This window comes from Streptomyces sp. NPDC020845, from assembly GCF_044334165.1.
Lineage (GTDB): Bacteria > Actinomycetota > Actinomycetes > Streptomycetales > Streptomycetaceae > Streptomyces.
Genome location: NZ_JBIRSJ010000007.1, coordinates 71384 through 87985 on the forward strand (window position 1 = coordinate 71384; position 16602 = coordinate 87985).

Consider the following 16602-nt stretch of genomic DNA (forward strand, 5'->3'; position numbering starts at 1 on the left):
ACCCCACCCCCATGTGCGCCAAGCCCATCCCACCGAACCTGCTCATCCACCCCGACGAGGTCGAACGCTTCGACCGCGGCGGAGGTGTCGCCACCGTCCCCTACGTCGGCAAGTGGAACTCCGACACGGCCCTCATCACCACCGGCCAGACCGTGTTCCAGCCGGGTACCGGACTTCCGCTGCACAGCCACAACGTCGAGGAGTCGGTGCTGATCCTCGCCGGCGAGGCGACGGCGGAGATCGACGGCGAGCTCTTCGACCTGGAGCCCGGCCAGGCCACCTGGGTCCCGGCCGGCGTGCCGCACCGGTTCTTCAACCGGGGCGAGGGCGTGATGCGGATCTACTGGGTCTACGGCGGGCGGGACGTCACCCGGACCATCACCGCCACCGGCGAGACCTTCGTGCACCTCTCCGAGCACGACAAGGGAGGGGCGCCCACAGCATGAGCGACACCACCATCAAGGTCGTCAACCCCGCTACGGGCCGGCTCATATCGGCCGTCGAAGGGTGGGACGCGGAGCGCGTCGAGGCGGCCGTGGAACGGGCGCACACGGCGAGCCGCGCCTGGGCGCTGCTCCCGGTCGCCGAACGGTCGGCCCGCGCCGCCCGCCTCGCCCGTACGCTGCGCGAACACCGGGGCGCGCTCGCCTCCCTGGCCGTTGCGGAGATGGGCAAACCGGTGCGGGAGGCGGAGGGCGAGGTCGAGAAGTCCGCGCTCACCGCCGAGTACTACGCGCGGCAGGGGCCGACCATCCTCGCCGACCGGCACATCGAGGTCGACACCGCCGAGGCGGCTTGGGTGTCCCATGAGCCCCTGGGTCTTGTGCTGGCGGTCATGCCGTGGAACTTCCCCGTCTGGCAGGTCATGCGCTTCGCCATCCCCTCCCTGGTGGCGGGCAACGGCGTGCTGCTGAAGCACGCGTCGAACGTGACCGGGAGCGCGCTGGCCCTTCAGGACCTGTTCGTGGCGGCGGGTTTCCCCGAGCACCTGGTGACCGCGCTGGTGATCGCGGACCGCGAGGTGCCCGAGGTCACGGCCCGGCTCATCGAGGACGACCGCATCGCCGCCGTGACCTTGACGGGCAGCGACCGGGCGGGCGCGGCCGTGGGCTCCGCGGCGGGGCGCGCGGCGAAGAAGTCCGTTCTGGAGCTGGGTGGTTCGGACGCCTTCGTGGTCCTCGACGACGCCGACGTCGGGGCGGCCGCGGCGGCCGCCGTGAAGGCGCGCTTCGCCAACTCCGGCCAGAGCTGCGTCTGTGCGAAGCGGTTCATCGTCAGCGCGTCGGTGGCGGACGCCTTCACCTCCGCGTTCGTGGCCGGTGTCGAGGCGCTGCGGGTCGGCGACCCGCGGGAGCCGGACACCCAGGTCGGCCCGCTGGCACGGGACGATCTGCGCGCGGCGATCCACCGGCAGGTCCAGGACTCCGTGGCGGCCGGGGCTCGCCTCCTCACCGGAGGCCGCCCCCTGCCGGGCGACGGCTACTTCTACGAGCCGACCGTCCTGGCGGACACCGGACCGGGCATGGCCGCCTTCGACGAGGAGACCTTCGGCCCGCTGGCCGCCCTCGCCGTCGCCCGGGACGACGAGGACGCCGTCCGGCTCGCGAACGCCACCGCGTACGGGCTCGGCCTGAGCGTATGGACGGCGGACCCGGCCCGCGGTGTGGCCCTGGCCCGCCGCATCACCAGCGGCGCGGCCTTCGTCAACGCGATCGTCGCCTCCGATCCGCGGCTGCCCTTCGGCGGCACCAAGCGGAGCGGATACGGGCGGGAGCTGGCGGCCGCGGGCATCGTCGAGTTCACCAACGCCCGTACGTACTGGGTGGGGTGCTGATCCCTGCCGCCACCCGTGCGCCACATCCGTAAACCACCCGTGTGACCTGCTGAGTTTCTTCCGGGGTCCCGTCTGCGCGGCTGCGCGGACGGGACCTCCGGCGTTGCGGGGGCACCGCCCCAAATCGTGTCGACAGAGCTCTATACAGCAGTGAATTCAGCGCTGTATACAGAGACTGCTTTCCCGGGTTTCCGGGTCTCCGGCCCCTAGAAGGGCCCGTAGAAGGGATGAGAAATGTCCAGCACTCCGAGCGCGGCAGCAACGACGCGCGGCATCGGATACTGGCTGCGCCAGCTGTGGGTTCAGGTCCTCATCGGCGTGGCGGCAGGCATCGTGGTCGGCGCGGTGTGGCCGGGCGCCGCGGTGCGCATGCAGCCGTTCAGCGACGGATTCGTCGGCCTGATGAAGATGATCGTCGCTCCGGTGATCTTCTGCGCGGTGGTCCTCGGCGTGGGCAAGGTGGACAGCATCGGCCGGGTCGGCCGGGTGGGCGCCAAGTCACTTCTCTACTTCGTCGTTCTGACGGGGCTGTGCATGGCCGTCGGCCTGGTGGTCGGCAATGTGTTCCAGCCGGGCGCGGGCATGCACATCGACGCGTCGTCCCTCAGCACGGAGGACCTGCCCGAGGGCACGACCAGCACCCATATCGACCTGCCCGACTTCGTGCTGTCGATCATCCCGACCACCATGTTCAGCGCCTTCACCGAGGGCGAGATCCTGCCGGTCATGCTCGTCTCCGTGCTGTTCGGCATCGGCGTCAAGGCCGTGGGCGAGCCCGCCCAGGGGCTGCTGCGCGGCGTGGAGAACCTCTCCAAGGTCGTCTTCAAGGTCGTCGGCTGGGTCATGCGCACCGCCCCGCTGGGCGCCTTCGGAGGCCTGGCACTGACCGTCGGCAAGTACGGCATCGGCACCCTCCACCAGCTGCTGATTTTGATCGCGATCTTCTCCGTGACCTGCCTGGTGTTCATCCTGGTCGTCTTCGGCGGACTGCTGCGCTACACCAGACTGAACCTGTTCAAGCTCTGCCGCTATCTGAAGGAAGAGCTCCTGATCATCCTCGCCACCTGCTCCAGCGAAGCCGTCCTCCCCCGGATGGTCGGCAAGATGGAGCACCTGGGCGCCTCGCGGCCGGTCGTCGGCCTGACCCTTCCGGCGGGCTACTCCTTCAACCTCGACGGCACCGCCATCTACCTCACGATGAGCTCGCTCTTCCTCGCCCAGGCCCTGGACATCCACCTGTCGCTGGGCGAGCAACTCACCATGCTCGGCATCATGATGCTCACCAGCAAGGGGGCGGCCGGTGTCCCCGGCGGCGCCTTCGTCGTCCTGGCCAGCAGCGTCAGCATCATCGGCCATGTCCCGATGGCCGCCCTGGCCCTGATCGTCGGCATCGACCGCTTCCTCAACGAGGGCCGCATCCTCACCACCGTCCTCGGCAACGCCGTCGCCACGATCTTCATCGCCAAATGGGAGGGCGAGTTCGACCTGGAACGCGCCAAGGCGGTCCTCGACGGCAAGGACGTCGCCCCCGTCGCCGACGTCGACATGCCCCTGGTGCACGCGGGCGCTCCGAAGTGACTCGACGCCGCGCGGGCTATCGCAGAGCCGCGGCCACCAGTTGGCGGATCTCTTCGCCGGATACGCTTCCGCCGTTCACCAAGCGGTCGAAGACCATTCCGTCCACGCAGGTCAGCAGCGTGACGGTACGGCCCCCCGGGTCCGCGACGCCGTGCGCGGCCAGGAAGTCGCGCACGAGCTGTCGCCCGGCGTTCTCGCGCGGCACCAGAATCTCCCGCAGTTCGGGATGGTGGACGCTCTCGATGGCGCATGCGTAGCGCGCGAGGGTGCGCCGACGGCCCTCTCCCGTGAGCCGCAGCTCGGCGAGTGCGGCGATCCCGGCCACCAGGTCCTCGGGGGTGCGGGGCGGCGGTGTCCGGCTCCCGAGCTCCTGGAGCTCGGCCTGGTCGCGTGCGACCAGGCGCCGGACCAGGGCGGTCAGCAGCGCCTGGCGGGTGCGGTAGTAGGCGGAGGTGGTGCCGGGCGGCAGCTGCGCCGCCCGGTCCACCGCGCGATGGGTCAGTCCTCGTATCCCGGCCTCGGCGAGTACGTCGATGGCCGTGTCGGCGAGGAGGGTGCGTCGGCCGGCAGGCACGTCGGTGGGCTTGTCGGTGGGTTTGTCGGTGGATACATCGGTGGGCATGTCGGCGGGCATACCCCTTTCTACACCTGTAGAGGAGGCGGAGTACGCTCCTCCCATATCTGCTTTCTACATCTGTAGAAGAAGGAGCGGGCATGGGCGGTACTGCCGTGGTGGTCGGGGCAGGCATCGGAGGGCTGGCCGCCGCGATCGGCCTGCGGCTGATCGGCTGGGAGGTGACGGTCGTCGAACGCGCCCGCGCACTCGCCGACGTGGGCGCGGGCATCTCCCTGCACGCCAACGGCCTCCGCGCCCTGGACGCCCTCGGCGTCGGCGAGGCGGTACGGGCGGCGGCCCGGCCGCAGTACACCGGAGGCACCCGTACGCCCGGCGGCCGGTGGCTGGCCCGGATGGACGGGGCCGCGCTCGAACGCGCGCTGGGCACCCCGATCGTCGGCATCCCCCGCGCCGAACTCCACCGCCTGCTGCGCGCCGCCCTGCCGCCCGAGTGCCTGCTCGTCGGCGCCGAGGTGTCATCCGTCGACCGCTCCCACCCCACTCGCGTACGGGTGCCCGTGGGCAGCAATGTCCTGGACGCGGACCTGGACGCGTATCTGGACGCGGACCTGGTCGTGGCCGCCGACGGGGTGGGCAGCCGGCTGCGCACCCAGCTGTTCCCCCGGCACCCCGGCCCCGCCTACAGCGGATCGACCGTCCTGCGCGCCATCACCGAACGCCCCGTCCCGCTGCGCACCGACTCCGTACTGACCTGGGGCAAAGGCGCCGAGTTCGGCCATATCGCCTTCACCGACGGCCGGGCCGAGTGGCACGCCGTGCTCAACTCACCCCCGGGGCTGCGGCCCGTCGACGCCCTCGCCGCGCTGCGCCACCGGTTCGGCGGCTGGCACGACCCGATCCCCGCGCTGTTGGAGGCCACCCGGCCCGACGCCGTCCTGCACCACGACATCCACGAACTGGCGACCCCGCTGCCCACCTTCACCGCGGGCCGGATCGCCCTGCTCGGCGACGCGGCCCACGCCATGACCCCGAACCTGGGCCAGGGCGCCTGCCAGGCCCTCGAAGACGCGGCCACACTCGCCGCCGCGCTCGCCGGCGAGCCCACCGTCCCCGCGGCACTGTCCCGTTACGACGCCGAACGCCGCCCGCGCAGCCAGTCCGTCGCCCGCGCCGCCCGCCAGGCCGGCCGGATGGGACAGCGGCTGGCACACCCCCTGGCCATCGCCGCGCGCAACACGGCCCTCCGGCTGGCCCCGTCCCGCGTCACCGTCCGGGCCGTCCTCCGACACGGCGGCTGGGCACCACCGCGGCTGCCGGCCGCTCGCTGATCATGTACGACGATGGGGGCGCACAGGGCACAAGCGCGCCCACCGAGTTCCGAGGCCATCGGCCTCGGCTGTTCTACTCGGCTGTTCTACGAAGTAACGGAGTACTCATGATCACAGTGCTGGGAGCCACCGGTGGACAGGGCGGCGCGGTGGCACAGGCGTTGCTGGCGTCGGGGCAGGCCATCCGCGCCGTGGTCCGCAACCCCGCCGAACCGCGGGCGCGCCGGCTCGCCGACCAGGGGGTGGACGTGGTCCCCGGCAACCTGTCCGACGCGGCGTCGCTGACGGCGGCCTTCGAAGGCTCGTCCGCCGCCTTCGCGGTGACCACGCCGTTCGAGTCGGGCACGGACGCGGAGGTACGGCAGGGCCAGGCGATCATCGAGGCCGCCGGGCGGGCCGGGCTGGAGCATCTGGTCCTCGCCTCGGTGGCCTCGGCGGACCGCTCCACCGGCATCCCCCACTTCGAGAGCAAGGCGCGGATCGAGCGCGCGCTGGCCGAGGCGGGCCTGCCTGCGACCGTGGTCGCGCCGACGTACTTCTTCGAGAACGCCATGGGCGGCCTGGACGAGATCGCCCAGGGCACCCTGTCCCTCGCGGTCCCCGCCGACACCCCGCTCCAGCAGATCGCCCGCCGCGACCTGGGCGCGGTCGTGGCCGCCGTGATCGCCGCCCCCGAGCGGTGGATCGGCCACCGGGTGGAGGTCGCGGGCGACGCGCCCACGCCGCGGCAGATGGCCCAGGCGATCAGCGCGGCGGCCGGCGGCCCGGTCGAGTACCGCCATGTGCCGCTGGACCTGGTCCGGCAGGCCAGCGCGGACATGGGGGCCATGTTCACGTTCCTCACCGAGACCGGCTATTCCGTGGACATCCCCGCGCTGCGCGACGACTTCCCGGGCATCGCCTGGACCTCCTTCGCGGACTGGGCCGCCGATCAGCGGTGGCCGCAGCCGCGTCCGCTGGGCTGAGCTGAGTCCGTTCCGCGTGATCAGGCGCGGTCAGGCACGGACCAGGACGATCGTCTCGGTCGGCGCGATGGTGCCTTCGGCGCGACGCTGAAGCACCAGAAAGCCGGCCGCGACGTCCCGGTAGAGGCCCACCAGCATGGGCTGGTGGAAGAACCGGTCCATCACCGCTGCCATGGTGAGCGCGGCGATCCGCAGGTACGGGCCGTCGGCGGGATCCATGGCGTGCGGCGCGTCGGCCAGCACCCCGGCCCGAGAAGCGATGAACTCGGCCAGTTCGCGGATCGTGGGCCTCAGCCGCTCCGGCGCGTCGCCCGGGCGCAGTTCGTCGAGGCTCTCCGCGCACCTGACGGCATAGGAGTGACACAAGTCCGGGAAGTGAGATCGGTGGCCGACGGCAAGGGGGCCCAGCCCGTTCAGCAGCGGTCTGCAGCGTTCCGCGAGAGGTTGTGTCCCCCAAGCGGAACGGTCGTTCCCGTCCCCCAGCTCGCCCAGCGAATACAGCAGCGCCACACACCGGGTGGCCCACTCGATTCGCGCCGGGAACCCGAGATCGGCGAATTCGCCATCCAGGAGTTGTAGACCCGCCTCGACTCTGTCGAGAGTGATCCAACCCTCGCCTCGGTGGATTCGGGCCATCAAGTCGGCGAGGTCCGAGCCACTTGCGGCGCCGAACCGCTGGCTGCGCCCGTGGACGGCGCCACGTACGCGAATTTCGAAGTTGATTTCCACGACAGAAGAGCGACCGCGGTCCACGCCGGTGTGGCGGGTGATCGCGCTGGCGAGCCCGAGGCTCCCCTCGGAGAAGACGACGTCGTCCTTAATGCTCCAACCGAGCCACGCGCCGTCCACCGCGCCCGCCGGAACCGCCCACGGCTGCTCGGCCCCGTCCGGCACCCACAACAATGGAGGGGCGTGCCGCCCCACCTCCGCGCCCCCCTCGCACCACACCGACCGGTTGCCCGGCCCAAGGACCAGACCGAACGCCTCGTCCTTCACCTCCGCCCAGGTAGGCAGCCGGTAGCCGAACTCACCGCCCGCGCGGGCATTCACCCACTCCACGAAGGCCACCGCTTCTGTTCTCGTCATCCCGACCGCGATGTCATCGGCCGGACCCTCGGTGAGCCCCGGGGCCGCGGGGATACCGCACTCCGCCGCGAAGAGCCGGTAGACCTCCTTCGTCACCGGCCGCGCACAGACCAAGGTGTCCTCACCGAGCCGTACGGCCGACCGGAGCGAGCGCATCAAGGTGACCCCCGTCATCACCATGCGCTGGGGGGAGTCCACCGGCCCGTCCATCAACTGCTCGCGCACCGCCCGGAGACGGGCCGCCGTGGCCGGGGCGAGCTCGGTGGCCTCCTCCTCGCAGTCGAAGGCGAGCGCGAGTTTGTTGATGGTGAGGGGTCCTCCCTCGGAGAGGCAGGCCTCCACCACCGGCGCCGGATCCACCCGCGCCGCGTACAGCAGCGTGGTCTCACGCCACCAGTCGTCGTCGACGCCGGCGACCAGGACGTCGGCCAGCCCCCGGTGCTGGATGTGCAGGGCGGCCAGATGCTCCTGGAGGGTGAGATGGGCGAACGCGTACAGCTCGCGCTCCCGCTCCACCAGCAGCCCGCTGGAGACCATCGCGTCCAGGAACTCCCGCGAGGACAAGGTCGCGGCGACCCTCAGGAGGACCGGCCGCAGCACCTCGGACGCGTACTCGCCCCGGATGTCCCGCAGCCGGTCGGCCATCATCACATACGCCAACTCGCGCGCGACCAGCTCCTTCTTGGCCCCGCTCAGCTCGTCCGGCGCGGCCGTGGCCCCCTTCGCCTCCTGCCGCCGCCACAGCAAAACCTCGCAGATCTCGCCGTACAGCTCCGCGCGGCTGCCCGGCAGCGCGCCCCGGTAGCGGTGGACGTTCGCGATCATCGTGAGCAGCAGGGGGTTGGCCGCGAGGTCGTACAGGACCGGGCGGGCATGGAGGCGCGCGAGGAGGTCCCGGGCGCCCTCCTCCGCGCGGTCCGCCACGGCCGCGTCGTCCGTGCCCGTGCTCAGCCGCTCGATGGCGCGGTACCAGCCGTGGACGAAGCGGGTGATCTGCTCCCCGGTGAAGCGGCGGACCTGCAGTACGCGGGCGCGGTTGACGGGGGCGCTCGCATAGCCGTGGGGGCGCGAGGTGAGCACGAAGTCGTTCGGCTCGTACTGCTCGATCTGTTCCTCGACCCACTTGGACACATTCCGCCGGTCCTCCTCGCGGGCCACCTCGTCCAGGCCGTCCAGCAGCACCACACAGCGCCCGTCCTGGAGTTGCCGGTCGAACCAGCCGGGCAACTCGTCGTCCGGCGGGCGCCGCAGCGAGGCCCCGATCACCTCGGGGAGGGTGATGGCGGGGTTCGCGGTGATCGCCCCGATGTGGTCCCGCAGAAGCAGCAGTACGGGCAGGTCGCGGCGGCCCCGCCCGCCGCGCTCCCGGGCCAGGCCCAGCGCGAGGTGCTTGAGCATCGTGGTCTTGCCGGTGCCCGGGGCACCGATCACCGCGAGCGCCGCGCCCTCCGGCCGGCCGAGGAATTCGCGGATCGACCGGCGTACGGGTATGCCGCCGTCCGTGCCGCCCGGCGGCGGCCCGGGCACCGGACCCGCCAGCGACTCCTGCGATGCCTCGTGCGTCGGCCGGGGCACCAGGCTGACGTCGACGAACACCTCCTCCAGGCCCGGGGTGTAGTCCCCGCGCGTCGCCAGCCCCTTGAGGTCGATGAACCGGTGGTGCCGCAGCACATAGGCCCGGTGGTCCCGTTCGAAGCGGGATATCCGCCACTTCAGCCGCCGGTCGACGGCGTCGGCGGCCCGGTCCACCCACCGGTCGGCCACCTTGCCGTACACCTTCGCCGCGAACGCGATGGCGGCCAGCGCGGCCTCGTACGCCAGGAACAGGAACAGCGCCACCACCGGATGGGCGGCGACGGACGACCAGAACTTGGCGCCCACCACCGCCGGCGGCCCCACACTGGCCGCCGCCAGACCGACCTTGGTCAGGAGCTCCGCGCCCTTGCCACCACCCGCCACAGCCGTCGTCCCCCTCGCGCCCTCATCCGCTGTGCGTGCACTTCTCGTGACAATCTGTATAGCGCACAGCGGGGCGTGGCCGTGCCGAGTTACGGGTGGCGGAGGCCGAGTCGGTCCGCCCAGGCGGAGATGGCCTCGGCCATCAACGCCGGTTGGTCCTCAGGGGTGTGATGGCTGGCGACGGCCTCGGAGTGTTCGATCTCAAGACCGGCGATGTTGGCCGCGCACCACGCGATGATGTCCGCATGCATCATGGCCCCCGGCCAGGGCTGATACGTGAGCAGCAGTTTGGGCACTTCGGGGCTGGCCGCCAGCCACCGGTCGTACGCCTCGATCCTGGCCACGACGTCGGCGGGCTCGCCGCCCAGCGGCATCGAGCGCGGCCACCGCAGAAGCGGCAGCCGGCTCTCCCGGGTGGGGTAGGGCTTGCGGTAGACGTCGTGGTCGCCCTGGCTGAGGGGGGTCGCCACGGCGGCGGGCAGGGCCTGTTCGATGAAGGCGTTCTCGTCGAGGATCATCGCCTCGCCGACGCCGTCGGTCTTGATCGCCCGGAACAGCTCCCGGCCGCCCTCGGGAAACTCCTCCCAGGCCATCGGCTTGACGATGGTCTCGGTGAACGCGATGCCGCGCACCCGGTCCGGGTGACGCGCGGCCCAGTCGAAGGCCAGCGCGCCGCCCCAGTCATGGCCGACGAGCACCACGTCCTGAAGGTCGAGCGCGTCGAACCAGGCGTCCAGGTAGTGGGCGTGGTCGGCGAAGGTGTAGTCGATATCGGGCTTGCCCGAATCGCCCATGCCGATCAGGTCGGGGGCCAGCAGCCGTCCGGGCCCTACGGCCGGCATGACGTGCCGCCACAGGTAGGAGGATGTCGGGTTGCCGTGCAGAAAGACGATCGGCACTCCGGTGCCGGACTCCCGGTAGTGGATGGTCGAGTCGTGGATGGGGAGGACGGGCATTTCGGTTCCTTTATCCGTTCAGTTCAGTTCAGTTCAGTTCAGTTCAAGGGAGGTTGAGGCGGGTGAAGCGGTCGACCGAGATCTCGATGACCACGCGGCCGGGCGGGGCGGGCGGCGGCGTCCCGTAGCGCGCGGTGTAGCGGCGGGCGCCCTCGGCCACCCGATCGGGTGCGTCGTGCACGGTGGCAGAGCCTTCGAGCGTCACCCACCGGAACCCCACCGCCTGGCAGAGCGCCACGCGCCCGCCCGGCCCTGCGGTGAGGTTTCTGGCCTTGCGGGTCGTGTCGACGGTCAGGACGCGGGCGAGGCCCGCCGGAGCGTCCCAGGTGAAGCGCACCGCGACCACGTGGGGCGAGCCGTCGGGGCGCAAGGTGGTCAGGGTGGCCATGTGCGGCTCGGCGAGGAAGTCCTCGGCCGACGCGCTCACCGGCACCCTCACCGGAAGGCCGCGATGTTGCGCTCGGCCCAGCCGGCGAAGGTGCCCGGCGCCCGGCCCAGAATTTCCGCGACGTCGGGGCTGACCTGCCGCTCCTCCTCGGTCGGTGCACCAAGGAGGGCGAGGGTGCCCTCGACCACGGGCAGCGGCATGAACCGCGCCATCAGCTCATGGGCCTCCTCGCGGGTCTGCTCGGTGAACCGCACCGCCTCCCCCAGCGCCGCCGCGATGGCAGCGGCCCGCTCGCGCGGGGTGGTGGGGGCGGGGCCGGTGAGGGTGTGGACGGCGCCCTGGTGGCGGGCCTGGTCGCGCAGCACGGCGGCGGCGACCGCGGCCACGTCGTCGGGGTCGACGAACGGCAGTCCGATGTCGCCGAACGGCGCCGCGGCCTGCCGCGCCGTACGGATCGGCTCGGCCCAGGCGAAGGCGTTGCTGTCCAGCCCGCCCGACCGCAGGATCGTCCAGTCAAGACCCGACTCCCGTACGGCCGCCTCGAACAGGCCCGCGTGCCGGTACGCGTCCGGGCGGGTCCCGGCGCCCTGGGAGGACAGCAGCACCACCCTGCGGATCCCGGCGGCCTTCGCCACGCCCAGGATGCCCCGCGGGTCCTCCCCCGCCACCAGCAGGAACAGCGCCTCCGCCCCCTCGAACGCGCCCCGCAGACCGGCCGGTTCGGCCAGGTCGGCGGCCACCGCCCGCACCTCCGGGGCCGCGTCGGCGTCGGTGATGTGCCGGGCCACGGCCGTCACCGGCACCTGGGCCTCGGTGAGGGTCCGCACCAGCGCCCGTCCGACGTTTCCGGTCGCACCGGTCACAACGATCATGTCGATCTCCCTACTCCGAAAGGCTCACAAACGAGTTAGTCGACTAACTAACTTCGCCGAGGCGGACACTAGCAGATGTTCCGTATTCGCCGATAGTCGATCTTCATGTTGTGGAGAACGGCGCCGACGCAGGCGGTGTCGTTGAAGACCTTCCCGCGCCTGCGGTGCTGGCGTAGGACCTGGAAGTCCTTGAGTCGGGCGATGGCGTGTTCCACCCTGGCCCGCCGCTTGGCGAACGCCTTGCTCTTGGTCTTGCTGGTGATGACCTCGGGTGCGGCGCGGTATGCACCGTCGCCGATGATGAGGCGGTGACCCGTGGCCTGGTCGGTCATGGTGGCGCGGTAGACGACGATGTCGTTGCGGTTACCGGGCCAGGCGTCGCCGACCGCGACAATAACGCCGGTCGCGGGCTCGTACGGGAATCTGGAAGTTGACGCTGCGCCGGTAGTTCTTGGAGCAGGCCGCCGTGGTGCGGTCGTGGACGGGAACGAGGGTGCCGTCCACAACCCACAGATCCGAGCGGCTTCCTTCGGGTGATTCGAGGAGCCCGGCGGCCAGAGGCGTCATACGGTAAATGGTCCGGTGCACGGTCGCCAGGCGGACGCCGAACAAGTCGGCAAGCTGCTGGTGGGTGAGGTTGGTCCGCCATGCGATGGCGGCCGGCAGAACGCGGTTGTCCAGCAGGAGCGTCCATGGCCGTCCGCGCCCCGACTTCGGCGACGCGAGTGACCAGGACGATGAACGCCTTGATGGTCAGGCCGGTCCAGTGCGGCAGGGCGCGGGGGCGCAGGCTGATGAGGTTGATCTTCGACACGGTCGAACAGAACGACACATGAGGTCACTTACTTCCTGTTCGGGAAAAGGGCGATTGATCTCCGCGCTTCGGGTGCGCTGCCTGCCATGTGTCCAACAGGTCCACCCCACAGCGGGGCGCTCGTGACGCAGACCGGGGTGGGGAAGTCGGCGCGACCGCTGTTGAGGTTGCAGACGTGCTGCGCGGTCACCTTGAGTCGTGTCGCGACCCGCCGGGCACTACATGCGTACGTGCGTACGAGACGTCGCGGGGATTGGTGAATGTGTGCGCAGTTCGCGTGTGTGTGCGAGGTGTTCTCTAGGTTGGTCTGGAGCCGTGGTGATGCCGAGGGGGTGACGGTTATGCAGGCTGCCCGGGCGGCGGGGAAGTTCCGGGGGAAGAACAAGGCCCCGAAGTGGAAGAAGCCCGACGACGGGATGGTGTCGGTGATGGTGCTGCCGCTCACCGTCACCGACACGGGCGACCTGGACCGGCTGAACAAGCTGTTCGGCGCGATGTGGAACATCAAACGGGCCCTCCAGCGCGACGCCCGCAACAAGGTGGACGCCTACTGGGCCGCGTACCACGAGCGGAACGAGCAGGGCGCGAAGGCCGTACGCCAGCGCCTCGGCCTGTCCCGTGAGGCGTTGGAGCGCTGCGCCTACCGGCATCTGCAGGACTCGGGGCATCTCAAGCACCACGCCTCGAAGGCTCTGGCGATGCACATGGCCGACGAGGTGTGGAACGGCGTACAACGGCACCTGTTTCCCGACGCCACCGGCCACCGCTTCGGGCGCCTGAAGACCGGCCGCTGGTACGACTTCACCCGCATCCCCGGCCGCGCCCGCTCCCACACCACCGCCAACAAGTGGGAGACCTTCCGCCTCGTCGGCACCCTCCACGGCCACGCCAAGGCGTACACCGACGGCGAGCAGCACGAGGTGCAGCAGCCCCGGCGGATGCCGAAGCCGACCCTCCCGGCCGGCACCGTGCCCACGGGGAAGGTGACCGCCTCGGGCAAGCCGGGGATACGGAAGGCGACGTGGTGGGACCACACCGGCCCGCTCGCCGTCGTCTTCGCGGGCGGCCCCGACGGCACCAAGGGCGACTTGATGTTGCCCGTGCGTATCCCGCAGGGGCCTGGGCAGCGGGCGCGGGTGGAACACTTCCTCGCAGGCCCCGGCCGCTGGCACAGGGTAGACCTTGTCCGCCGCCGCAAGCCGGGTACGCCGGGCGGCTGGGCCTATGAGGCGCACCTGATGATCCTCGGCCCTGGCTACACCGCCCCGGCCGTACAGCAGATGCGGCAGCAGGCCGCAGACCTGGACCGGATCGGCGGGGTGGACGGCAACGTCTCCAACCTCTCGATCGTCTCCTTCCCTGCCAGCCTGGACCCCGCCGAGGACGCCCCCGCGGTCACCGAGATCACCCTGAGCGCGCAGGAGCAGACACGGCTGGAGAAGGAAGCCAAGAAGCGGCGCGGCCGTGCCCGTGCGCTGGAACGCTCCCGCCGGGCCACGAACACCGCCCAGTATGGGCTGTCGAAGAAGCAGACCCGCCGCGCTGAGCACAGGGCGGCGAAGGGCCTGCGGGAGAAGACGGTCACGGTGCCGGGCGGTGCCCGCACCGCCCGTTCAGACGGGGTTCCCAAGCAGGCGTTCCGCCGTGACCGGCTGTCCGAGGGCTACCGCCAGCTACGCGCCCGCCAGGCCGAAGCCGCCGCCAGCGCCGCCAAGCACCGCCGCCACCGCGCCCGCCTGGTGGCCCAGGAGATCATCGCCACCCACGGAGTGAACCTCACGGTGGAGGACTGCGACATCCGCGCCTGGTACCGGCTGTGGGGCAAGCGCCTCTCCCAGACCACCCCCGGCATGCTGATCGCCGCCCTGGACCGGGAATGCCAGGCAGCGGGCGGACGCCTCGTCCGCGCCTCCACCTGGTCCACGGCCCTTTCCCAGCACTGCCTGTGCGGCCAGCGGATCAACAAGACACTGCGCGACCGCGAGCACAAGTGCATCGCCTGCGGCCTGGTCGGCAAGCGCGACCTCGTGTCCGCAGCCCTGGCCGCGTTCGTCCGCCTCACCAACGTGGACGACCCCAAGACCGCGCACCTGGACACCGCCATGTCCCGGCACGCACAGATCACATACGGACAAGGGCTGGAAGAAGCCCTGCGTGAGTCAACCACACCGAACCCGACACCGGTTCGCCGGTCGGGACGCGTGGCAGTCCCCCGGCAACGGGAGACCTCTGCTCACCGAACCGCCGAAAAGCGGCCCCGAGCGACCCCGGATGAGACACGCCCCGCGCGTGACCACGCCGGAAAGCCCGGACGCCACCCCGGCTGCGAACCGCAACTCACCCACTGGTGAATTGCGGAACAAGTCTTAGCACGCTTCGACCACCGCGGTTGGTTGTCTATAGTTAGTCGGGTGACTGACTCAGCGGATGCGCCACCTCGTCGGCAGAAGGCCGTCGGCAAGCGGCAGCGGCTGACCGCCGCCGCGGCACGGGTCCTGCACGAGCAGGGCGTGGAGCGCACGACCATCGCCGATATCGCCCGCGCCGCCGATGTCCCGGCGGGCAATGTGTACTACTACTTCAAGACCAAGGACGAGCTGGTCGAGGCGGCCCTCGCCGAGCACGGCTCCCATCTGAAGTCCCTCACCGACCAGTTGGACCAGCTCCCCGACCCGCGCGAACGCCTCAAGAGGCTCGTGGCCGCGTGGGTCGGCGGGCGCGACACCGCGGCCCGCTACGGCTGCCCCACGGGCACCCTCGCCGTCGAAGTCGACAAGCGCGCCGAGGGCGGCCTCGACCTCGCGGCGGGCCGGGCCTTCCGGCAGCTGCTCGACTGGGCGGAGAAGCAGTTCCGTGAGATGGGCGTGGCCGACCCCGACGGGCTCTCCATCGCGCTCGTCGGCGCCTACCAGGGCATGTCCCTGCTCTCCAACGCCCTGCGCGACCCGGAGATCATGACCCGCGAGGGGGCCCGTCTCACCCGCTGGCTGGACACCCTGACCTGATCAGCGGTGCCTGATCAGCGGGCCTGATCAGCTGGGTTCTACAAGGTCCACAGGTGCAGGGCGCCCCCGGCCTCGGAGCCGGTGAGCCAGGTGCCGTCACCGAGCGCCGTGGGCCAGCCGGATATGGGGAACGGATAGTCGATCTGCCCGGTGAGGCTCATCCCCGCAGCGTCCAGCAGCCAGTGGCGCTCGGCGCCGAACTCCTCGTCGCTCCCGGCCGTGCCCACGATGACGGTGTCCTCGCCGAGGAAGCCGGCGTAGTAGTCCCAGCACGGCTCGTCCTCGTCGTTGTCCGGGGGCGTCTCGGGGTGGCGGGGCACGGTGGTCGCGGCGTCCGCCTCGGCGAGCACCGAGCCGTCCGCCGCGCGGTGCACGGCAAGCGTCTCCTGGTAGTGCGTGACCGTCAGAAAGCGGTCGCCGGACGGGCTGACCGCCAGCAGCACCCAGTCGTCGTCGCCCAGCCGGTCCACGGTGAGCGTCCGGCCGTCCCAGCGGCCCCACAGCAGCGGCACCCCGTCCTGGCCCTCGCCGACGCTCAGGCCCATCTGCCCGGGGTCGGGGTGCGGCACATGGTCCGATCCGGCGGCCGCGGTCTGCGCGTCCACCCGGGCCAGCACCTTGCCGTCCGCGGCGTCGAGCACCAGCCATTCGTCGAGCGCGCCCGGATCGGGGTCGGCGTCCGAAGCGAGCGGGCCGCGGATATGGGCCCAGACCAGCTTGCCGTCGGCCGCGACGGCCGCCGAGCCGCTGTCGGCGTACAGATGACCGTGGGAGTCGGGGTATTCGTCGAACGACATGTGCAGCTTGCGGCAGCTCCCGTCCCAGCAGCCGTGCCGGATCTCCCACCGCACCGCGCCCGTCGCGTCCACGGCCCGTATCGCGTGCACCCCGGCGAAGACGGCGAGGTCCAGGCGCGGGGAGACGGTGACGGTGCCGAAGCGGCGCGGCCAGGGCGCCGGGAAGCGGATCACCGCGGCCTCGCCCCCGGCGGCGTACTCATCGAGGTCGTACGCCACCACCTCGGCATCGCCGCGCTGCACGACCAGCCGCGCCTCCGGCCCGATCTGCGGCGACGGAGCGTCCGCCGAGGCCAGGTCCAAGGGCGCGGCGAGCGTGGTGACGAGACGGGCGGCGAAGGTCATGGCCCCTCCGGTGTGGACGGCGTTGGGAGAACCGTACGGCGAGGGTCTGACAACGGCCCTCGGCCAGGTGTGATGCCCGTCGCTGCCGGGCGCCAAGA

At 71.3% G+C, this 16602-nt stretch carries 15 protein-coding genes; 7 read left to right on the forward strand and 8 right to left on the reverse strand.

The window, feature by feature from the left end; genetic code table 11:
• Positions 1-11: 11 nt before the first annotated feature.
• The 3 genes from ACH4U7_RS18910 to dctA all read left to right on the forward strand — a co-directional run bounded on the left by ACH4U7_RS18910 (position 12) and on the right by dctA (position 3412).
• The gene (locus tag ACH4U7_RS18910; RefSeq protein ID WP_398529034.1) at positions 12-446 is read left to right on the forward strand and encodes a cupin domain-containing protein; all 435 of its coding nucleotides are present in this window, start codon (positions 12-14) and stop codon (positions 444-446) included.
• Positions 443-1834, forward strand: coding sequence for an aldehyde dehydrogenase family protein (locus ACH4U7_RS18915; RefSeq protein WP_398529035.1), 1392 nt, complete (start codon positions 443-445; stop codon positions 1832-1834). Before ACH4U7_RS18910 ends, ACH4U7_RS18915 begins: the two co-directional genes overlap by 4 nt.
• 234 nt (positions 1835-2068) lie before the next feature.
• Positions 2069-3412 carry a C4-dicarboxylate transporter DctA gene (gene dctA, locus ACH4U7_RS18920; protein WP_398529036.1) on the forward strand — a complete coding sequence of 448 codons (1344 nt, stop codon included), beginning with the start codon at positions 2069-2071 and terminating at the stop codon, positions 3410-3412.
• A 16-nt stretch (positions 3413-3428) separates the two neighbouring features.
• Here dctA and ACH4U7_RS18925 read toward each other — a convergent pair whose 3' ends face one another.
• Positions 3429-3986 (reverse strand): TetR/AcrR family transcriptional regulator, encoded by a 558-nt coding sequence (locus ACH4U7_RS18925; protein WP_398529407.1) that lies wholly within the window; start codon positions 3984-3986, stop codon positions 3429-3431.
• 140 nt (positions 3987-4126) lie between these two features.
• Here ACH4U7_RS18925 and ACH4U7_RS18930 point away from each other — a divergent pair, with 140 nt between their 5' ends.
• Positions 4127-5317, forward strand: coding sequence for an FAD-dependent monooxygenase (locus tag ACH4U7_RS18930; protein ID WP_398529037.1), 1191 nt, complete (start codon positions 4127-4129; stop codon positions 5315-5317).
• Positions 5318-5424: 107 nt separating this feature from the next.
• Entirely contained in the window at positions 5425-6282 is an 858-nt protein-coding gene (locus tag ACH4U7_RS18935) for an NmrA/HSCARG family protein (RefSeq protein ID WP_398529038.1), read from the forward strand.
• A gap of 30 nt (positions 6283-6312) precedes the next feature.
• On the opposite strand, the gene ACH4U7_RS18940 is transcribed toward ACH4U7_RS18935, so the two are convergent.
• The 6 genes from ACH4U7_RS18940 to ACH4U7_RS18965 all read right to left on the reverse strand — a co-directional run bounded on the left by ACH4U7_RS18940 (position 6313) and on the right by ACH4U7_RS18965 (position 12227).
• Positions 6313-9327 (reverse strand): NACHT domain-containing protein, encoded by a 3015-nt coding sequence (locus tag ACH4U7_RS18940; RefSeq protein WP_398529039.1) that lies wholly within the window; start codon positions 9325-9327, stop codon positions 6313-6315.
• Positions 9328-9416: 89 nt separating this feature from the next.
• A complete protein-coding gene (locus ACH4U7_RS18945; RefSeq protein ID WP_398529040.1) occupies positions 9417-10283 on the reverse strand; it encodes a haloalkane dehalogenase in 867 nt (288 codons plus the stop codon).
• 43 nt (positions 10284-10326) lie between these two features.
• Entirely contained in the window at positions 10327-10716 is a 390-nt protein-coding gene (locus ACH4U7_RS18950) for a pyridoxamine 5'-phosphate oxidase family protein (RefSeq protein ID WP_398529408.1), read from the reverse strand.
• Positions 10717-10718: 2 nt separating this feature from the next.
• On the reverse strand, positions 10719-11543 hold the full coding sequence (locus tag ACH4U7_RS18955) for an SDR family oxidoreductase (protein WP_398529041.1): 825 nt from the start codon (positions 11541-11543) through the stop codon (positions 10719-10721).
• A gap of 68 nt (positions 11544-11611) precedes the next feature.
• Positions 11612-11938: a hypothetical protein gene (locus tag ACH4U7_RS18960; protein WP_398529409.1), complete on the reverse strand. Its 327-nt coding sequence runs from the start codon at positions 11936-11938 to the stop codon at positions 11612-11614.
• Entirely contained in the window at positions 11907-12227 is a 321-nt protein-coding gene (locus ACH4U7_RS18965) for a transposase family protein (RefSeq protein WP_398529410.1), read from the reverse strand. Before ACH4U7_RS18965 ends, ACH4U7_RS18960 begins: the two co-directional genes overlap by 32 nt.
• 471 nt (positions 12228-12698) lie before the next feature.
• Here ACH4U7_RS18965 and ACH4U7_RS18970 point away from each other — a divergent pair, with 471 nt between their 5' ends.
• Together ACH4U7_RS18970 and ACH4U7_RS18975 are read left to right on the forward strand one after the other, a co-directional pair.
• Positions 12699-14708 carry a transposase gene (locus ACH4U7_RS18970; protein WP_398529042.1) on the forward strand — a complete coding sequence of 670 codons (2010 nt, stop codon included), beginning with the start codon at positions 12699-12701 and terminating at the stop codon, positions 14706-14708.
• 60 nt (positions 14709-14768) lie between these two features.
• A complete protein-coding gene (locus ACH4U7_RS18975) occupies positions 14769-15362 on the forward strand; it encodes a TetR/AcrR family transcriptional regulator (protein WP_398529043.1) in 594 nt (197 codons plus the stop codon).
• Between the two features lie 38 nt (positions 15363-15400).
• Here the strand turns inward: ACH4U7_RS18975 and ACH4U7_RS18980 are convergent, their stop codons facing one another.
• Positions 15401-16504: a hypothetical protein gene (locus ACH4U7_RS18980; protein ID WP_398529044.1), complete on the reverse strand. Its 1104-nt coding sequence runs from the start codon at positions 16502-16504 to the stop codon at positions 15401-15403.
• Between the last annotated feature and the right edge of the window lie 98 nt (positions 16505-16602).

Coding starts and splice junctions, on each gene's coding strand:
- ACH4U7_RS18980 (WP_398529044.1), bottom strand. CDS start 16,504: ATGACCTTCGCCGCCCGTCTCGTCACCACGCTCGCCGCGCCCTTGGAC.
- ACH4U7_RS18955 (WP_398529041.1), bottom strand. CDS start 11,543: ATGATCGTTGTGACCGGTGCGACCGGAAACGTCGGACGGGCGCTGGTG.
- ACH4U7_RS18945 (WP_398529040.1), bottom strand. CDS start 10,283: ATGCCCGTCCTCCCCATCCACGACTCGACCATCCACTACCGGGAGTCC.
- ACH4U7_RS18970 (WP_398529042.1), top strand. CDS start 12,699: ATGCAGGCTGCCCGGGCGGCGGGGAAGTTCCGGGGGAAGAACAAGGCC.
- ACH4U7_RS18915 (WP_398529035.1), top strand. CDS start 443: ATGAGCGACACCACCATCAAGGTCGTCAACCCCGCTACGGGCCGGCTC.
- ACH4U7_RS18910 (WP_398529034.1), top strand. CDS start 12: ATGTGCGCCAAGCCCATCCCACCGAACCTGCTCATCCACCCCGACGAG.
- ACH4U7_RS18930 (WP_398529037.1), top strand. CDS start 4,127: ATGGGCGGTACTGCCGTGGTGGTCGGGGCAGGCATCGGAGGGCTGGCC.
- dctA (WP_398529036.1), top strand. CDS start 2,069: ATGTCCAGCACTCCGAGCGCGGCAGCAACGACGCGCGGCATCGGATAC.
- ACH4U7_RS18935 (WP_398529038.1), top strand. CDS start 5,425: ATGATCACAGTGCTGGGAGCCACCGGTGGACAGGGCGGCGCGGTGGCA.